Below are 16,595 nucleotides of genomic sequence, written 5' to 3'. Positions count from 1 at the left end.
GTAGCGCGAGATTGGCAAGGACCGTCCGAAGTTCGTTCTGCATGACGGCCCTCCGTATGCCAACGGCACGATCCACATCGGTCACGCACTGAACAAGATTCTCAAGGACATGATCATCCGCTCGAAGACCCTGTCGGGTTTCGACGCGCCGTATGTTCCGGGTTGGGACTGCCACGGCCTGCCGATCGAGCACAAGGTTGAAGTGACCCACGGCAAAAATCTGGGCGCGGACAAGACCCGCGAACTGTGCCGTGCCTACGCCACCGAGCAGATCGAAGGGCAGAAGTCCGAATTCATCCGTCTCGGCGTGCTGGGCGACTGGGCCAACCCGTACAAAACCATGGATTTCAAGAACGAGGCCGGTGAAATCCGTGCCCTCGCGGAAATCGTCAAGGGCGGTTTCGTGTTCAAGGGCCTCAAGCCTGTGAACTGGTGCTTCGACTGCGGTTCGGCCCTGGCTGAAGCGGAAGTTGAGTACGAGAACAAAAAGTCCTCGACCATCGACGTTGCGTTCCCGATCGCTGACGAAGCCAAACTGGCTGCCGCGTTCGGTCTGCCATCGTTGAGCAAGCCTGCCTCGATCGTGATCTGGACCACCACCCCGTGGACCATCCCGGCCAACCAGGCACTGAACGTTCACCCGGAATTCAACTACGCACTGGTGGATGTCGGCGACAAGCTGCTGGTGCTGGCTGAAGAGCTGGTTGAAGCCTGCCTGGCGCGCTACGGCATCGAAGGTTCGGTCATCGCGACCACCACCGGTAAAGCGCTGGAGCTGATCAACTTCCGTCACCCGTTCTACGACCGTCTGTCGCCGGTGTACCTGGCTGACTACGTTGAACTGGGCGCTGGCACCGGCGTGGTTCACTCCGCTCCGGCTTACGGCGTAGACGACTTCGTGACCTGCAAAAAATACGGCATGGTCAACGACGACATCCTCAATCCAGTACAAAGCAACGGCGTTTACGTGCCGTCGCTGGAATTCTTCGGCGGCCAGTTCATCTGGAAGGCCAACCCGGCCATCGTCGACAAGCTGACCGAAGTCGGTGCGCTGATGCACACCACCGTCATCGAACACAGCTACATGCACTGCTGGCGCCACAAGACTCCGCTGATCTACCGCGCCACCGCGCAGTGGTTCATCGGCATGGACAAAGAGCCAACCAGCGGCGACACCCTGCGAGTACGTTCGCTCAAAGCAATCGAAAACACCAAGTTCGTGCCGGCCTGGGGCCAGGCGCGTCTGCATTCGATGATCGCCAACCGTCCGGACTGGTGCATCTCGCGTCAACGCAACTGGGGCGTGCCGATCCCGTTCTTCCTGAACAAGGAAAGCGGCGAGCTGCACCCACGCACCGTCGAGCTGATGGAAGAAGTTGCCAAGCGCGTTGAAGTCGAAGGCATCGAAGCCTGGTTCAAAATGGACGCTGCCGAGTTGCTCGGCGACGATGCGCCGCTGTACGACAAGATCAGCGACACCCTCGACGTCTGGTTCGATTCGGGCACCACGCACTGGCACGTCCTGCGCGGTTCGCACCCGATGGGTCACGAGAGCGGCCCGCGCGCCGATCTGTACCTGGAAGGTTCTGACCAACACCGTGGCTGGTTCCACTCGTCGCTGCTGACCGGTTGCGCCATCGACAATCACGCGCCGTACCGCGAACTGCTGACTCACGGTTTCACCGTCGACGAAGCCGGCCGCAAAATGTCCAAATCGCTGGGCAACGTGATTGCGCCGCAGAAAGTCAACGACACCCTGGGCGCCGACATCATGCGTCTGTGGGTCGCGTCGACCGACTATTCGGGTGAGATGGCAGTTTCCGATCAGATCCTGCAACGCAGTGCGGACGCCTATCGTCGTATCCGTAACACCGCGCGCTTCCTGCTCTCGAACCTGAGCGGTTTCAACCCGGCCACCGACATTCTGCCGGCTGAAGAAATGCTCGCGCTGGATCGTTGGGCGGTCGACCGCACCTTGCTGCTGCAACGCGAGCTGCAAGAACACTACGGCGAATACCGTTTCTGGAACGTCTACTCGAAGATCCACAACTTCTGCGTGCAGGAGCTGGGCGGTTTCTACCTCGACATCATCAAGGACCGTCAGTACACCACTGGCGCCAACAGCAAGGCTCGCCGTTCGGCGCAAACCGCGCTGTTCCACATCTCCGAAGCGCTGGTGCGCTGGATCGCGCCGATCCTCGCTTTCACCGCCGACGAACTGTGGGAATACCTGCCGGGCGAGCGTAACGAATCGGTCATGCTCAACACCTGGTACGAAGGCCTGACCGAACTGCCAGCTGACGTTGAACTGGGCCGCGACTACTGGGAACGCGTGATGGCGGTCAAAGTAGCGGTCAACAAAGAAATGGAAATCCAGCGCGCGGCCAAAGCCGTCGGTGGCAACCTGCAAGCCGAAGTGACGCTGTACGCCGAAGACGCCCTGAGCGCCGATCTGGCCAAGCTGAGCAACGAACTGCGCTTTGTCCTGATCACTTCGACGGCCAGCGTTGCGCCTTTTGTCAGCGCACCTGAAGACGCGGTCGTGACTGAAGTCAGCGGCCTGAAGCTGAAGATCGTCAAATCGGCCTTCCCGAAGTGCGCCCGTTGCTGGCACTGCCGTGAAGACGTTGGCGTGAACCCGGAGCATCCGGAAATCTGCGGTCGTTGCGTCGACAACATCAGCGGCGCTGGCGAGGTTCGTCACTATGCCTAATGCCGTTGGCCGTTTCGGACGGTTGAGCTGGCTCTGGTTGAGTTTGCTGGTTCTGGTCATTGACCAGGCCAGCAAGTTTTACTTCGAAGGCAAGCTCGAAATGTTCCAGCAGATCGTGATCATTCCTGATTACTTCAGTTGGACACTGGCGTACAACACCGGCGCTGCCTTCAGCTTCCTCGCTGACAGCTCCGGCTGGCAGCGCTGGCTGTTTGCCCTGATCGCCATTGTTGTCAGTGCCGTGCTGGTCGTCTGGCTCAAGCGCCTGGGCCGCAACGAAACCTGGCTGGCCGTCGCTTTGGCGCTGGTGCTGGGTGGCGCGCTGGGCAATCTGTACGACCGCATTGCCTTGGGCCATGTGATCGATTTCATTCTGGTGCACTGGCAGAACCGCTGGTACTTCCCGGCGTTCAACTTCGCCGACAGCGCGATTACCGTTGGCGCGGTGATGCTGGCACTGGACATGTTCAAAACCAAGAAAACCGAAGAGGCCGTTCATGACTGAACAGGTATTGGCTGAGCAACGCATCGGCCAGAACACGGAAGTCACTTTGCACTTTGCATTGCGCCTGGAGAACGGCGACACCGTCGACAGCACGTTCGACAAAGCCCCGGCGACCTTCAAGGTCGGCGACGGCAACCTGCTGCCGGGTTTCGAAGCGGCGCTGTTCGGCTTCAAGGCCGGCGACAAGCGCACGCTGACCGTCGAGCCGGAAAACGCTTTCGGCCAGCCGAACCCGCAGAACGTACAGATCATCCCGCGCTCGCAGTTCGTCGACATGGAGCTGTCGCCGGGTTTGCTGGTGATCTTCAACGATGCGGCCAATACTGAGTTGCCGGGCGTGGTGAAAGAATTCGACGACACGCAAGTGACCATCGACTTCAACCACCCGCTGGCAGGCAAGACGCTGACCTTTGACGTCGAGATCATCAACGTCAAAGCGATCTAACTGACTCTATGAAGTCAAATGTGGGAGCGAGCTTGCTCGCGAATGCGGTGTGTCAGCCAACAGTAATGTTGCAGGTGATGGCCTCTTCGCGAGCAAGCTCGCTCCCACAGTGTTTTTCATTGTTTTCGCGCGCAAGACACGAGGCATAGCATGCAAATCAAACTCGCCAATCCCCGTGGCTTCTGCGCCGGTGTGGACCGGGCGATCGAAATCGTCAACCGCGCCCTGGAAGTCTTCGGGCCACCGATCTACGTGCGCCATGAAGTGGTGCACAACAAGTTCGTCGTTGAAGACCTGCGCAGTCGTGGCGCGATTTTCGTCGAAGAACTGGATCAGGTGCCGGACGACGTCATCGTCATTTTCAGTGCCCACGGTGTTTCCCAGGCCGTGCGTACCGAAGCTGCTGGCCGTGGTCTGAAAGTCTTCGACGCCACGTGCCCGCTGGTGACCAAGGTGCACATCGAAGTCGCGAAATACAGCCGCGATGGTCGTGAGTGCATCCTGATCGGCCACGCCGGTCACCCGGAAGTCGAAGGCACCATGGGCCAGTACGACGCCAGCAATGGCGGCGCGATCTACCTCGTTGAAGACGAAAAAGACGTCGCCGAATTGCAGGTGCATAACCCGGAAAAACTCGCTTTCGTCACCCAGACCACGCTGTCGATGGACGACACCAGTCGCGTCATCGATGCCTTGCGCACACGCTTCCCGGCCATCGGCGGCCCGCGCAAGGACGACATCTGTTACGCCACGCAAAACCGTCAGGACGCGGTCAAGCAACTGGCCGACGAGTGCGACGTGGTTCTGGTAGTCGGCAGCCCGAACAGTTCCAACTCCAACCGCTTGCGCGAACTGGCCGAGCGCATGGCCACCCCGGCCTACCTGATCGACGGCGCCGAAGACCTGCAAAAGAGCTGGTTCGACGGTGTCGAGCGTATCGGCATCACCGCTGGCGCCTCCGCACCGGAAGTGCTGGTGCGTGGCGTGATTCAGCAACTGCAAGCCTGGGGCGCGACCGGCGCCGATGAGCTGGCCGGGCGCGAAGAGAACATCACGTTCTCGATGCCGAAAGAGTTGCGCGTTCGTTCGATCTGACGTTTTTGGCTTTCTGACACAACGCCTGTTCAGCGCTTTTGCTGCTCAGGCGCACGCGACCGGTCGCCGCCAGCACCACCTGGCGCTGGCTGACCGGCTCGTGAGCCGAGCAAATATGTAATGTCCCTGCCTGAAACGCCCGCCCGGGCATCAGCGGTTGTCCCAGACTGCTGAAGCGCACGTATCGACTCACTGATCGATTACCGACAATCGGCACCTTTGCGTCACTCGCACGTTCTGCCAACAAGGGATTGCTGCTGTCCGCAGATCCTTTGCCGCTGATATCCACAATGATCCGCCAGCCCTGACTCCAGTCACCGTTGATGCCATGAATCACCACGCTCTGATTGCGCGTGATGGCCAGGCTGCGTGCGTTGCGAATACCGTCGAGCAGCGATTGCGCGGCGAGATCCCGCTGGTTCGATTCGCGCAGCGTTGCGAACGCCGGATTGACCAACAGCAGAACAATTGCGCCGATCGCCAGTCCCATAAGCAGTTCTATCAGGCTGAAACCGTGTTGCGTCATGAAAACTCCCTCCGTGGAGTGTGATGAGCGGCGCGATCCTTACGCCGCGCAGGGCAAATCAACCGACGCGGGTCGGTTGAATGTTCTAGCGTGTAGAAGCAGGTATAGCCGACGGCAACGGAGGGCATCGATGGATCTTCGTACAAAAGGTTTCACGCTGATCGAGCTGTTGGTGGCGATGGCGATCTTCGTGGTGCTCATCACGCTTGCCGTGCCGGCGTTCACCAAGTCGATCCAGAGCAGCAAGGCCGATACCGAAATGGGCGATCTGCAACGGGCAATCAATTTTGCCCGGCTTGAAGCGATTGATCGTGGCGTGACCACTCGCTTGCGCCCGAGCGCCGGCGGCAACGTCTGGACGGGTGAATTGGCGGTTTACGACAGTACTGGCACGCCGGCGAATGTATTGCGGGTTGTTCCAGCGATGAGCAGCGGCGCCGCTCTGACGCTACCCTTTGGAGTGACCGCGCTGGATTTCAACAATCTCGGCGGTCTGGCGGCACCGTCCACGGCGGTGATCATCAGTTACACGCTGGGCACGCAAAGCAGGACGCTGAACGTGTGTTTGAACGGACGAATTCAATTGGGTGGAATTTGCGGATGAGGGCAGGGAGTCAACACGCACAGGAGGGCATGACGCTGATCGAGGTGCTGGTCGCGTTGCTGATTCTGACCGTCGGGTTGTTGGGCGCGGCGGCGGTGCAACTGAATGCGCTGAAGTACACCGACAGCTCGCGCATGACCAGTCAGGCCAGTTTTATCGCCTATGACATGATGGATCGCATTCGCGCCAACTCCGGCGCCGACTACACCGTGATGCCGCCGACCTCGGCCAATCTCAGCGTCGCCCGCGATCAGGATCTCTACGATTTCACCACCAACATCATTGCTTTCGGCGGGCCGACCGCCACTGGCAGCATCACGCTTAATCAGCGGGTGTACACCATCACCATCAACTGGAGTGACGCGCGGGCCGCCAACACCGCCAGCGCGCCGCGCAGTTTCGTCCTCAGCAGTCGCGCGGCGGTCGATCCGGTGGCCACGCCATGAAGCGCAATAACCGGGGTTTCGGCCTGATCGAATTGCTCGTGGCTCTCGCGCTGGGTCTGATCATCGTGCTGGGTGTCGTGCAGATTTTCATCGCGGCGAAAAATACCTATGTCAGTCAGAACAGCGCCGCCGCGATGCAGGAAGACGCGCGTTTTGTGCTGAGCAAAATGATTCAGGAAATCCGCATGGTCGGCATGTTCGGTTGCCTCGGCACGATTACCGATTCGAGCACGGCTGGGGATTTCAATGCCGCGCAGATCGCTCCGATCGGCTGGGATAACGCCAACCTCAAACTGACGCTGGTGACCGCCGATATCGGCAGCGGTGGTGGCACGCCGACCTGGACGGTACTCTCCGATTGCCGCAACAGCGCCACGGCGTATACCGGTTTACGAACGGCGGCGACCGGGCAGATTGCCTTTCCGATTCGCCGATTGATCTACAGCTTCAGCAACAACCAGATACTCATGGGCACCGGCAGCGGCACGCCGACCCAGCAGGTGCTGGTGAACAACGTCAGTGCTTTCACCGTCACCTTCGGCCTGGCGAGTTCTGCGACCGATGTGGCCGCTTCAACTTACAGCGCCAATCCCAGCGATCCGGCACGCATCCGCAGTGTGCGCCTGAGCCTGACCTTGCTCGACCCCAACAGCCGGGTCGCCCCACAAACCTTCAACGTGGTTGCCGCTTTGCGCAACCGCTTGCAGTGAGGGCCAGGGTGATGCGGATTTCTCTTCACAACAGGAAGGCCCAGCGCGGCATGGCATTGCTGGTCAGTCTGGTGTTTTTGTTGTTGCTGACGCTGATTGGTTTGTCGTCGATGCAGAGCGCCAACCTGCAGGAAAAAATGGCCGGTAGTGTGAGTTTGCGTAATCAGTCGTTTCAAACTGCCGAGGCCGCGTTGCGGGTGGGCGAAAGTGCGGTGCAACTCGATACTTACACCTTGGCGGTGTGCAGCGGCACGACGCAATGTGCGCCGCCGGCGGAATCTTCGGTGGTCAGTGCGGCAGGGCTCAATTCCACCTCGGGGGTGACGTGGATCGCGACCGGTAATGGTTTCTATGGTGTGCAAAACATTGGCACCACACTCACGGCGGTGAACGTGCCGAGCAATACCTCGGCAACGTTGTATCGAGTGACCGCCGTCGGCATCGCCGGCACTTCGCGCAGTGTGGTGGAGAGTGTTTATGCGAAGTATTGAGCGCTATGGATCGCTGCTGCTCGGCCTGTTGCTGAGCTTTTATCTGACGGCACCGGCGTATGCGTTCACGCCGTCGGACTCGCCGTTGTTGAGCGCTGCAGCGGTTCCGCCAAACGTGATGCTGTTGATCGATGATTCGGGGAGCATGAACAGCATCATCTATGCGTCCGGTTTCAACCCCGCCGACAATCCCACACCCGCACGACAATGCAACGCCTTGCTCGGCTTGTGTCTGAGTTCGACAGCGATCACCGGTGACACGATCTTTCTGTCGAGCCTGCCGACATCCGGCTGTTCCGGTGGCGCCTATGCGTTCTACAACAACAGCATCGCGCCGCTGTGCCTGAAACTGCCGGATCCCGTGGGCAGCGGCAACACGCGTTATTCGGGCGATTACATTTCTTACGTGGTCAGTCTGGCCATCAACAACGGCACCCGCGATTTCACCACCGGGGCGATTCCCAACGATTACCGGATCAACGTGGCGCGCAACGTGTCGACGGCACTGGTGACCAGCAACCGCACCTTGCGAATGGGTCTGTCGACCTTCAATCCCGCCACCAGCAACAACTCCGGCAATGGCGGATACATCGCGCGATCGATCAGCGATCTGGCACCGGTCTCCGGCAGCGTGACTCAGGCCCAGGCGGATACCAACTACAACGCGCTGATCTCATCGATCAACGCTTTGAGCGCCGTGGCCAACACGCCGTTGGCGGAAACCTATTACGAGATCACCCGCTATATGCGCGGCATGGCGCCGTACTACAACAGCACGCCAACGACCTACACCAGCCCGATTCAGTATCGCTGCCAGAAAAACTACGGCGTGGTGATCACCGATGGTTTGCCGACGTTTGACCGAACCTTTCCGACCAACGACCCGTTGGGCGGCACTCGTTTACCGAACTGGGATGGCGTCAATAATGACGGCAACAACCTCAATGGCGACAATGAGGGCGACACGCTGTATCTGGACGACATCGCCAAATTCGCCTTCGACATCGACATGCGTTCGACCGGCACCGACGCGGCGGGCAAGAGCTGGAACGCGGTGGATTTTCCCAAGCAAAACTTGAACACCTACACAGTCGGTTTCACGGCGGCCAACGACATGTTGTCGGATGCGGCCAGTTATGGGCAGGGCAAGTATTATCAGGCGACGGACAGCACGGGGCTGAATGCGGCGCTGTCGTCGGCGTTGAGTGATATCACTTCCAAGGCGGGCTCCGGCGGCAGCGGCGTCGCCAGCGGCACCACGCTGGCGAGCGGCACCAGCTATTTCCAGACCAGTTACGACCCCAAGGATTGGCGCGGCACCATCAAGTCTTTCGGCTTCACGTCTTCCGGGGCGGTGAATACGTCGACCACGCTTTGGACGACTGATACGACCATAGTGCCCGGAGCGACTGCGCCGACTTACCAATCCTGGAACACCACGAGCAACGCCGCCGTGACGCTGGCTTACGGCAACTTTTCCCCTGCGCAACAAAACACGCTCAGTCAGAGTCTGCCCACCGGAATCACCGGCAATGATCTGGTGGAGTGGAGCAAAGGCACCAACAAAACCGGGCTCAAGGTTCGCAACGTATTGCTCGGCGACATCATCAATTCGCCATTGGTGCTGGCGGCCCCCATGGACAAGACCGCTGCCGACTTGTCCGGCGATAGCACTTATAGCGCTTATCTGACGACCAAAGCCGCGAACATGAACGCCAATCTGGTGGTGAATGCCAACGACGGTTTCGTCAACATCATCAACTCGGCCAATGGCACCCGGCGATACGCCTACATGCCGTCCAGTGTGTTGCCGTCGCTACGGCTGATTGCTGATCCGACCTACATCAATGGCGTCAGCCACAAGTTTCTCGTCGACGGGCAGGTCGGAGTATTCGACGCGCAGTCCGGCACGGCCTGGAAAACCCTGGCCATTGGTGGCACGGGTGCCGGAGGTAAAACGTTCTACGGGCTGCAGTTGTTTGATGCATCAGCGGGTAATGTGATCAAGGCCTTGTGGGAAGTCAGTGCGCCGACCACCGCCAACAGCGCCAACGCTTTTAATGATCTGGGTTACGCCTACGCCCGACCAGAAGTGGCACGCTTGGCCGACGGGCGCTGGGCGGCGTTTATTTCCAACGGTTACGGCAGCAATTCTGGTGTGGCCGCGCTGTATGTGCTGGATGTACGCGACGGTTCGCTGATCAAGAAAATCGTCATCGACAGCACGGAAACCACCAACGGTTTGTCCTCGGTGAAGCTCAAGGTCAACTCTTCCAATGTCGTGCAGGCCGCGTACGGCGGTGACTTGAAAGGGCGCCTGTGGAAATTCGACCTGAGTGCGACGTCGACCGACAGTTGGGGCGTGGCGTTTTCCGGTAAACCGCTATTCACCACGGCGGGCGGCGCGACTCAGCCGATCACCGCGCAACCGTTACTGGCGGACAACTCAGTCGGCGGCAAACAGATTTTCTTCGGCACCGGCAAGTTCAACGAAACGGCGGACAAGACCAACAAGGATTTGCAGGCGTTCTATTCGGTGTGGGATGCCGATGGCGGTTCCGGACAATTGACCGTCAGCAGTTTGCAGGCGCAGGCAGTCACGGGCGTGTTCTCCGGCAGTAGCGGGCAGTTCGTGACAACGACGCAGAACGACACGACCTATCCAGGAGAGAAGGGCTGGTACTTGCCCTTGGTGTATAACAACGCGCTGATCGGTGAGCGCGTGATCAATCAGGCCAGTCTGGTGCTTGGGCGAATCGTCTTCACCACCGCCAGCGTCGATACCACCGATCCCTGTTCTAGTTTCGGAACCGGCAAAGTGGCCGAGCTCGATGCGTTCAGCGGTAAGATGCTCAACTATGCGGTGTTCGATACCAACGGGGATGGAGTGGTTGACAGCAGCGACACGATTTCCAGTGGTGTGATATTTACCGGTGGCATTCCGACCCTGAACGCCATCGTCAACGGCGCAACACGCAAAATTTTTAACGATTCCAGCGGTAACATCACTACCTTGGTGGAAAAGGGCGGCGGCGGCAGCCGTCGTATCATGTGGCGACAAATACAGTAAGTGAGAGTTTGAGGCATGCGCAGATCCAACCGCGGATTCACCCTGATCGAAATCATGATCGTGATTGCGATTATCGGGATCGTCATCACCATCGCCGCACCGAGCTACACCGAGTACCTGAAAAAGGGCCGCCGCGCCGAAGTGGTGTCGTTACTCTCGGAGCAGGCGCAGTCCCTCGAACGCTTCTACACCAAGAACAATGTCTACACCGGCATCACCGGGCTCAGCACGGGCAATGATTTCTACACCATCACCCCGACCATCGCTGACCAGACTTTCCTGCTGACCGCGACGCGTAAAACCGGTACGACCATGGCCACCGACAAGTGCGGGGATTTCACCCTGACCAACACCGGTGTCAGAAGCATGAACAACGCGACCACCGGGCTGACCACCAAGGATTGCTGGGGCCGCTGAGGCGCTTTCTTTCGGGCGCCTTTTGCGCCCACTGTCTTTTTTACGGTTGGATCAAACATGACCAGGCAACAGCAAGTGGTGATAGTCGGTGGCGGGGTGATTGGCCTGCTGACCGCCTACAACCTCGCCTCCGAAGTGCGCAGCGTGGTGCTGCTCGATCGTTCGAACCTCGGCCAGGAATCGTCCTGGGCGGGCGGCGGTATCGTTTCGCCGTTGTACCCGTGGCGCTACAGCCCGGCAGTCACCGCACTGGCGCACTGGTCGCAGGATTTTTATCCACAGCTCGGCGAGCGTCTGTTTGCTGATACCGGGGTTGATCCTGAAGTCCACACCACCGGCCTGTACTGGCTGGATCTGGACGATGAAGCCGAAGCGCTCGCTTGGGCTCAACGCGAGAACCGTCCGCTGCGGGCTGTGGATATCTCGGCAGCGCACGATGCGGTGCCGGTACTTGGCGGTGGGTTCGCGCGGGCGATCTACATGGCTGACGTTGCCAACGTACGTAATCCGCGCTTGGTGAAGTCGTTGAAAGCGGCGCTGCAAGCGATGCCGAACGTGACGATTCATGAGCAGTGCGAAGTCAGCGGGTTTGTTCGTGAAGGTGGGCAGGTCATCGGCGTCGAAACCTCCGGCGGCGTGATCAAGGGCGATCAGGTCGTGCTGACGGCGGGTGCATGGAGCGGTGATCTGCTCAAGACGCTGGATCTGACACTGCCGGTTGAACCGGTGAAAGGGCAGATGATTCTCTACAAGTGCGCGGCGGATTTCTTGTCGAGCATGGTGCTGGCCAAGGGGCGTTACGCGATTCCGCGTCGTGACGGGCATATTCTGATTGGCAGCACGCTGGAGCATGAAGGCTACGACAAAACGCCGACCGATGTGGCGCTGGAGAGCCTCAAGGCTTCAGCGGTCGAGCTGATTCCGGCATTGGCGGATGCCGAAGTGGTCGGGCATTGGGCGGGGCTGCGTCCGGGTTCGCCGGAAGGGATTCCGTACATTGGCCGGGTGCCGGGGTATGAAGGCTTGTGGCTGAACTGCGGGCATTACCGTAACGGATTGGTGCTGGCGCCGGCGTCGTGTCAGTTGTTTGCAGATGTGATGTTGGGTCGTGCGCCGATTATTGATCCGGCGCCTTATGCGCCTGCGGGCCGCATTTAAAGCAAGATCAAAAGATCGCAGCCTTCGGCAGCTCCTACCTTGGAATGGGTTTCCTGTAGGAGCTGCCGAAGGCTGCGATCTTTTGCGATCTAATCCAGACCGAGTTTTTTCAGTCTGTACCGCATCGACCGAAACGAAAGACTCAAGCGCTGCGCCGCCGCCGTGCGATTCCAGCGTGTTTCCTCCAGCGCCTGCAGAATCAACTTCCGCTCAACGTTCTCCAGATAATCCTCAAGATTGTCGATCTGCGTCAGATCCGCAATCCCGCCTTCCGCCGCGCAATTACCCTCGCTCAGGCGTAAATCCCCAGCCTCGATCGTGCGGTTCTCGCACAAGGTGTGCGCGCGTTCGAGCACGTTTTCCAACTCGCGCACATTCCCCGGAAAGCGATAATTCTTCAGCGCTTCCAGCGCCTGCGCATGCAAGCGTGCCGCCGGTTGCCCGGTGTCCTTGGCCAGACGCTTGAGCATGTGCGCCGCCAGCACTTCAATGTCATCGCGCCGTTCACGCAGGGACGGCACACGCAATTCAATGACATTGAGCCGGTAATACAGATCCTGCCGAAACCGCTCGGCAGCCACTTCCGCATCAAGATCCTTGTGCGTCGCGCAAAGAATCCGCACATCGACCACGGTTTCCTGCTGCCCACCGACGCTACGCACGGCTTTTTCCTGAATGGCGCGCAGCAGTTTCACCTGCATCGACAGCGGCAAGTCCGCCACTTCATCGAGAAACAAGGTGCCGCCATTCGCCGCCTGAAACAGTCCCGGCTTGTCTTCAACTGCGCCAGTAAAACTGCCTTTGCGATGGCCGAAAAACTCGCTTTCCATTAGTTCCGACGGAATCGCCCCGCAGTTCACCGGTACAAACGGCTGACTCGCGCGTGGCCCTTGTTCGTGGATCAGTCGTGCGACCAGTTCTTTACCGCTGCCGGACTCACCGCTGATGTACACCGGCGCCTGACTGCGGGCGAGTTTGTCGATTTGCTTGCGCAAGCTACGCATCGGCAGGGAGTCACCGAGCAAACGTCGATCAATCGACGTGCACACGGCGCCCGCCACCGGCATGCGCAGCGCGGTGGCGACCAGTTCGCGCAAGCGGGTGAGATCCACCGGTTTGGTGAGGAAGTCGAACGCCCCGGCCTTCAGCGCATTGATCGCCGTTTCAAGGCTGCCGTAAGCGGTGATCATCGCCACCGGCAGTTGTGGATAACGTTGTTGAATGTGCTGTACCAGATCCAGCCCCGTGCCGTCGGGCAGGCGCATGTCGGTCAGACACAGATCGAATTGCTCGCGCTGTAACAGCGCTTGGGCTTCAGCCAGATTGCGCGCGCTGAAGGTGTCGAGTTTCATCCGTCCCAGGGTGATTTCCAGGAGTTCGCGGATATCCGGTTCGTCGTCGACGATGAGAATTTTTTGCCGTGGGCTCGTGTTCAACTTTGTTTCCGTCCGTGAGCAAAGGTGATGCGAAAGCAGCCGCCGCCTTGGCGTGGTTTGAAGTCTAGGCGCGCTTGGTTGCTTTCGCACAGCTCACGGGACAGATAAAGCCCAAGGCCGGTGCCCTGGCTGCTGGTGGTGAAGAACGGTTCGAACAGATGCGCCTGCTCATCGACGGGCACGCCGGGGCCGTTGTCCTGCACTTCGAGCACTGCCAGTTGGCTTTCGGTGTCGACAAACAACGCCAGCCAGACCTCGGCCTGCTCGTGCAGCAGGGCGCTGTGGCGCCAGCCATTACGCAGCAGATTGTCGAGAATTTGCGTGAGCTGCGCAGGATCCATCAGCGTGGTGAAATCCCCAGAATTGATCCGCAGATGAATCTGTTGCTGTTCATTGGCCTGCTCGCGGCTTTCGTTGACGAAGTTTTCCAGCCACGGCTTGAGATCCAGCCGTTGCGGTGCGCTTTGCTGGCGGCGGGACAGTTGCAGGACGTTTTCGATGACTCGATTCATGCGTTTGGAGTGATCTTGAATGATCTGCGTCAGACGCCGGTCGGCGCCATCGAGTTCCTCGGATTCACCCAATAGCTGCGCGGCATGGCTGATGGCGCCCAATGGATTGCGGATTTCGTGGGAGATGCCGGCGGTCAGTCGCCCGAGCGCGGCGAGTTTGAGTTGCTGCGCTTGTTGAGCGATTTGCGCGAGGTCTTCGAGAAACACCAGGGTTTGCTGGTTCGGGCTCTGTTCGAGAGCGATAAAACTCGGCTGCAACTCCAGACCGTTACCGGGAATCTTCAGGCTTTGTGGGCGCAAGGTCGGGTTGTTCAGCCACAGTTGCAGGCGATCGACGAGGGCGGGCGAATAGTCGTCGATCAAATGGCCCTGAAGGTGTGTGCGCGCCAGCAAGGTCTGCGCGCTGTGATTGGCCAGTTGCACGCGGCGTTGTTCGTCGAGCACCAAAATGCCGGTGCGCATGCGTTGCAGGATCAGCGCATTGAGCGCCTCAAGTCCGACGACTTCGCTGGCGCGTTGTTCGGCCAGGGTCTCGCTGACCTCTAGGCGACGGATCAAGCCTTGCACCAGCAAAGCAGCGGCAAAGCACAACGCTCCAAGCGTGCCGGCCTGCAGGTATTCGTTGGCGCTGAGGGGATGGCTGAAACTCAGCAGGAAGCTCGAGCCGACAATGCCGAGCGCGCCAATGGCGGCAATCAGTAAACCGATGCGTCTGCGCAGCAGGGTGTTGCTGATCGCCACAGAAACGATCAGCAAGTTGCCGATGGCGCTGGCAACCCCGCCAGCGGCGTAGAACAAACCGCACAGCAGCAACACGTCGACCAGCGCGAGGCTGAACAACTGCGCCGGGCGCCGGGTGCTTTCGAGGAACACCACCAGCAGGATGTTCAGCACCAGGTACAGCCAACTGCCGCTGCGCAGCAAATCGTCGTCAATCGACGTCAGCAGGCGGTTGTCCATATTGCTGGAGATCAGCAGCACCAGCATGATGCCGACGCTTAAACGGTAGAGGTGATAAAGGCGCAGCAGGCGCTGAGCCTGTTTGCTGTCGGCGTTGGCCTCAGCGATCACGGGGGCCCGGGCCTTGCTCAAGGTGAGCCTGGCTGCAATACCACTGTTGTTGAACGCTCAATGCACGGTCGCGCGGCAGGTGCACGCCGCAGTGGGCGCAACGCACCATCGGCGCGGCGTCCTGTTCGCGAGGGGCGCGATTGGATTGATTGGCGGCGGGCGCCTTGAATTTACGCCACAGCCAGACAGCGGCGAAAATCAGGACGATCCAGAACAATATACGAAGCATGATGAGCGGCTTTCCGACTAATGATCCGGCAGTTTAGCCAAGCTCCCGACAAGCGCACAGCCTATTAACGCGCGGCAATAAAAAAGGGAGATCCTGAGATCTCCCTTTTTTTGTCCATCCGGTGTGATCAGTCGAACACGCCGAAGGTCATGTAGCTGAACCACGAACGGTCAGTGTCGCTCGACTCTGGCTCCGGCTCTTCGATCACGTCGCCGTTTTCGTCTTTAGGCTTCAGCTCGTTCGGGATCGCATCTTTCGCGTCCTGGTACTGCTTCTGCACGTCCTGGTTGGCGCGGGTTTCGCCCGGCGGCAGCGGTGGACGCGACTCGATCAGACCGAGGGTCGCCTTGCTCAGGAACGAACGGTTGTCCGCTTCAGCCACCGAAGGCACGAACTGGCCGTCTTGCAGGCTAGGGTGGTTCGGGTAGTTGAGCTTCAGGGTTTCCAGGCTGGTATTGGCCAGTTCGTCCAGGTGCAGACGCTGGTAAGCCTCGGTCATCACCGCCAGGCCGTCACCGACCGATGGGGTTTCCTGGAAGTTTTCCACCACGTAACGACCACGGTTGGCAGCGGCTACATAAGCCTGACGGGTCAGGTAGTAGTCGGCCACGTGGATTTCGTAGGCTGCCAGCAGGTTGCGCAGATAAATCATGCGCTGCTTGGCGTCCGGCGCGTAGCGGCTGTTCGGGTAGCGGCTGGTCAGCTGGGCGAACTCGTTGTACGAGTCGCGGGCAGCGCCCGGGTCACGCTTGGTCATGTCCAGCGGCAGGAAGCGCGCCAGCAGGCCGACGTCCTGGTCGAAAGAAGTCAGACCTTTGAGGTAATACGCGTAATCCACGTTCGGGTGCTGCGGATGCAAACGAATAAAACGCTCGGCGGCGGATTTTGCAGCTTCCGGCTCGGCGTTCTTATAGTTGGCGTAGATCAGCTCCAGCTGTGCCTGATCGGCGTAGCGACCGAACGGATAACGCGACTCCAGAGCCTTCAGCTTGGCTGTGGCGCTGGTGTAGCTGTTGTTGTCCAGGTCAGTCTGAGCCTGCTGATACAGCTCGGCTTCGCTGAGGTTTTCGTCTACGACTTCCTTCGATGAGCAAGCAGCGGTCAATGCGAGGATGGCGATCAGCAGCAGGTGTTTCACTTGCATGGCGGCTTGCGTCCCTATGACGG

At 59.5% G+C, this 16,595-nt stretch carries 15 protein-coding genes and 1 pseudogene; 11 read left to right on the top strand and 5 right to left on the bottom strand.

The genetic code is table 11. The features are described 5' to 3' along the window. Positions 1 to 4 precede the first annotated feature (4 nt). The 4 genes and pseudogenes from ileS to ispH all read left to right on the top strand — a co-directional run. Positions 5 to 2,713, top strand: a pseudogene (gene ileS, locus ACIP66_RS19965) (isoleucine--tRNA ligase); the annotation flags it as partial. Next, positions 2,706 to 3,218 (top strand): signal peptidase II, encoded by a 513-nt coding sequence (lspA, locus tag ACIP66_RS19960; protein ID WP_053123968.1) that lies wholly within the window; start codon positions 2,706 to 2,708, stop codon positions 3,216 to 3,218. The pseudogene ileS and the gene lspA, both read left to right, overlap by 8 nt. A gap of 7 nt (positions 3,219 to 3,225) precedes the next feature. Beyond that, the gene (gene fkpB / locus ACIP66_RS19955; protein WP_172828167.1) at positions 3,226 to 3,663 is read left to right on the top strand and encodes an FKBP-type peptidyl-prolyl cis-trans isomerase; all 438 of its coding nucleotides are present in this window, start codon (positions 3,226 to 3,228) and stop codon (positions 3,661 to 3,663) included. Positions 3,664 to 3,813: 150 nt separating this feature from the next. Beyond that, complete coding sequence (gene ispH / locus ACIP66_RS19950) at positions 3,814 to 4,758, top strand: 4-hydroxy-3-methylbut-2-enyl diphosphate reductase (protein ID WP_038361699.1); 945 nt, start codon at positions 3,814 to 3,816, stop codon at positions 4,756 to 4,758. Here ispH and ACIP66_RS19945 read toward each other — a convergent pair. Next, positions 4,715 to 5,284 (bottom strand): GspH/FimT family pseudopilin, encoded by a 570-nt coding sequence (locus tag ACIP66_RS19945; RefSeq protein WP_400650233.1) that lies wholly within the window; start codon positions 5,282 to 5,284, stop codon positions 4,715 to 4,717. The two genes, ispH and ACIP66_RS19945, sit on opposite strands and share 44 nt — an antisense overlap. Before the next feature lie 130 nt (positions 5,285 to 5,414). On the opposite strand from ACIP66_RS19945, the gene ACIP66_RS19940 reads away from it, so the two are divergent. From ACIP66_RS19940 to thiO, 7 genes are read left to right on the top strand one after another with little or no spacing between them, the layout of a single operon-like run. Next, complete coding sequence (locus tag ACIP66_RS19940) at positions 5,415 to 5,888, top strand: GspH/FimT family pseudopilin (RefSeq protein ID WP_400650230.1); 474 nt, start codon at positions 5,415 to 5,417, stop codon at positions 5,886 to 5,888. Then, the gene (gene pilV, locus ACIP66_RS19935; RefSeq protein WP_400650227.1) at positions 5,885 to 6,334 is read left to right on the top strand and encodes a type IV pilus modification protein PilV; all 450 of its coding nucleotides are present in this window, start codon (positions 5,885 to 5,887) and stop codon (positions 6,332 to 6,334) included. The genes ACIP66_RS19940 and pilV overlap by 4 nt, the downstream gene beginning before the upstream one ends. After that, positions 6,331 to 7,044, top strand: coding sequence for a PilW family protein (locus ACIP66_RS19930; protein WP_400650224.1), 714 nt, complete (start codon positions 6,331 to 6,333; stop codon positions 7,042 to 7,044). The genes pilV and ACIP66_RS19930 overlap by 4 nt, the downstream gene beginning before the upstream one ends. 11 nt (positions 7,045 to 7,055) lie before the next feature. Then, positions 7,056 to 7,535 (top strand): PilX N-terminal domain-containing pilus assembly protein, encoded by a 480-nt coding sequence (locus ACIP66_RS19925; RefSeq protein ID WP_159815271.1) that lies wholly within the window; start codon positions 7,056 to 7,058, stop codon positions 7,533 to 7,535. Further along, entirely contained in the window at positions 7,522 to 10,605 is a 3,084-nt protein-coding gene (locus tag ACIP66_RS19920) for a pilus assembly protein (protein WP_400650221.1), read from the top strand. The genes ACIP66_RS19925 and ACIP66_RS19920 overlap by 14 nt, the downstream gene beginning before the upstream one ends. A 15-nt stretch (positions 10,606 to 10,620) precedes the next feature. Next, a complete protein-coding gene (locus ACIP66_RS19915; RefSeq protein ID WP_159815269.1) occupies positions 10,621 to 11,022 on the top strand; it encodes a type IV pilin protein in 402 nt (133 codons plus the stop codon). 57 nt (positions 11,023 to 11,079) lie between these two features. After that, positions 11,080 to 12,180 carry a glycine oxidase ThiO gene (gene thiO / locus ACIP66_RS19910; protein WP_400650218.1) on the top strand — a complete coding sequence of 367 codons (1,101 nt, stop codon included), beginning with the start codon at positions 11,080 to 11,082 and terminating at the stop codon, positions 12,178 to 12,180. Positions 12,181 to 12,269: 89 nt separating this feature from the next. Here thiO and ACIP66_RS19905 read toward each other — a convergent pair whose 3' ends face one another. The 4 genes from ACIP66_RS19905 to ACIP66_RS19890 form a co-directional block, all read right to left on the bottom strand. After that, entirely contained in the window at positions 12,270 to 13,616 is a 1,347-nt protein-coding gene (locus ACIP66_RS19905) for a sigma-54 dependent transcriptional regulator (protein ID WP_053123950.1), read from the bottom strand. Continuing rightward, on the bottom strand, positions 13,613 to 15,199 hold the full coding sequence (locus ACIP66_RS19900; protein WP_400650215.1) for a sensor histidine kinase: 1,587 nt from the start codon (positions 15,197 to 15,199) through the stop codon (positions 13,613 to 13,615). The genes ACIP66_RS19905 and ACIP66_RS19900 overlap by 4 nt, the downstream gene beginning before the upstream one ends. Further along, positions 15,189 to 15,428 carry a PP0621 family protein gene (locus tag ACIP66_RS19895; protein WP_212545808.1) on the bottom strand — a complete coding sequence of 80 codons (240 nt, stop codon included), beginning with the start codon at positions 15,426 to 15,428 and terminating at the stop codon, positions 15,189 to 15,191. The genes ACIP66_RS19900 and ACIP66_RS19895 overlap by 11 nt, the downstream gene beginning before the upstream one ends. Positions 15,429 to 15,555: 127 nt before the next feature. Beyond that, the gene (locus ACIP66_RS19890; protein WP_053123943.1) at positions 15,556 to 16,572 is read right to left on the bottom strand and encodes an outer membrane protein assembly factor BamD; all 1,017 of its coding nucleotides are present in this window, start codon (positions 16,570 to 16,572) and stop codon (positions 15,556 to 15,558) included. Between the last annotated feature and the right edge of the window lie 23 nt (positions 16,573 to 16,595).

Source organism: Pseudomonas sp. NPDC088429, from assembly GCF_044753305.1.
Lineage (GTDB): Bacteria > Pseudomonadota > Gammaproteobacteria > Pseudomonadales > Pseudomonadaceae > Aquipseudomonas > Aquipseudomonas rustica.
The sequence above is the reverse complement of the archived record's forward strand: the minus strand, read 5'-3'. Positions and strand labels throughout refer to the sequence as shown.

Excerpts from the sequence above, each read along its gene's own strand:
- thiO (WP_400650218.1), top strand. The coding sequence starts at position 11,080 with ATGACCAGGCAACAGCAAGTGGTGATAGTCGGTGGCGGGGTGATTGGC.
- lspA (WP_053123968.1), top strand. The coding sequence starts at position 2,706 with ATGCCTAATGCCGTTGGCCGTTTCGGACGGTTGAGCTGGCTCTGGTTG.
- ACIP66_RS19930 (WP_400650224.1), top strand. The coding sequence starts at position 6,331 with ATGAAGCGCAATAACCGGGGTTTCGGCCTGATCGAATTGCTCGTGGCT.
- ACIP66_RS19890 (WP_053123943.1), bottom strand. The coding sequence starts at position 16,572 with ATGCAAGTGAAACACCTGCTGCTGATCGCCATCCTCGCATTGACCGCT.
- ACIP66_RS19920 (WP_400650221.1), top strand. The coding sequence starts at position 7,522 with ATGCGAAGTATTGAGCGCTATGGATCGCTGCTGCTCGGCCTGTTGCTG.
- ACIP66_RS19915 (WP_159815269.1), top strand. The coding sequence starts at position 10,621 with ATGCGCAGATCCAACCGCGGATTCACCCTGATCGAAATCATGATCGTG.
- ACIP66_RS19940 (WP_400650230.1), top strand. The coding sequence starts at position 5,415 with ATGGATCTTCGTACAAAAGGTTTCACGCTGATCGAGCTGTTGGTGGCG.
- ACIP66_RS19895 (WP_212545808.1), bottom strand. The coding sequence starts at position 15,428 with ATGCTTCGTATATTGTTCTGGATCGTCCTGATTTTCGCCGCTGTCTGG.
- ispH (WP_038361699.1), top strand. The coding sequence starts at position 3,814 with ATGCAAATCAAACTCGCCAATCCCCGTGGCTTCTGCGCCGGTGTGGAC.
- ACIP66_RS19945 (WP_400650233.1), bottom strand. The coding sequence starts at position 5,284 with ATGACGCAACACGGTTTCAGCCTGATAGAACTGCTTATGGGACTGGCG.
- ACIP66_RS19925 (WP_159815271.1), top strand. The coding sequence starts at position 7,056 with ATGCGGATTTCTCTTCACAACAGGAAGGCCCAGCGCGGCATGGCATTG.
- pilV (WP_400650227.1), top strand. The coding sequence starts at position 5,885 with ATGAGGGCAGGGAGTCAACACGCACAGGAGGGCATGACGCTGATCGAG.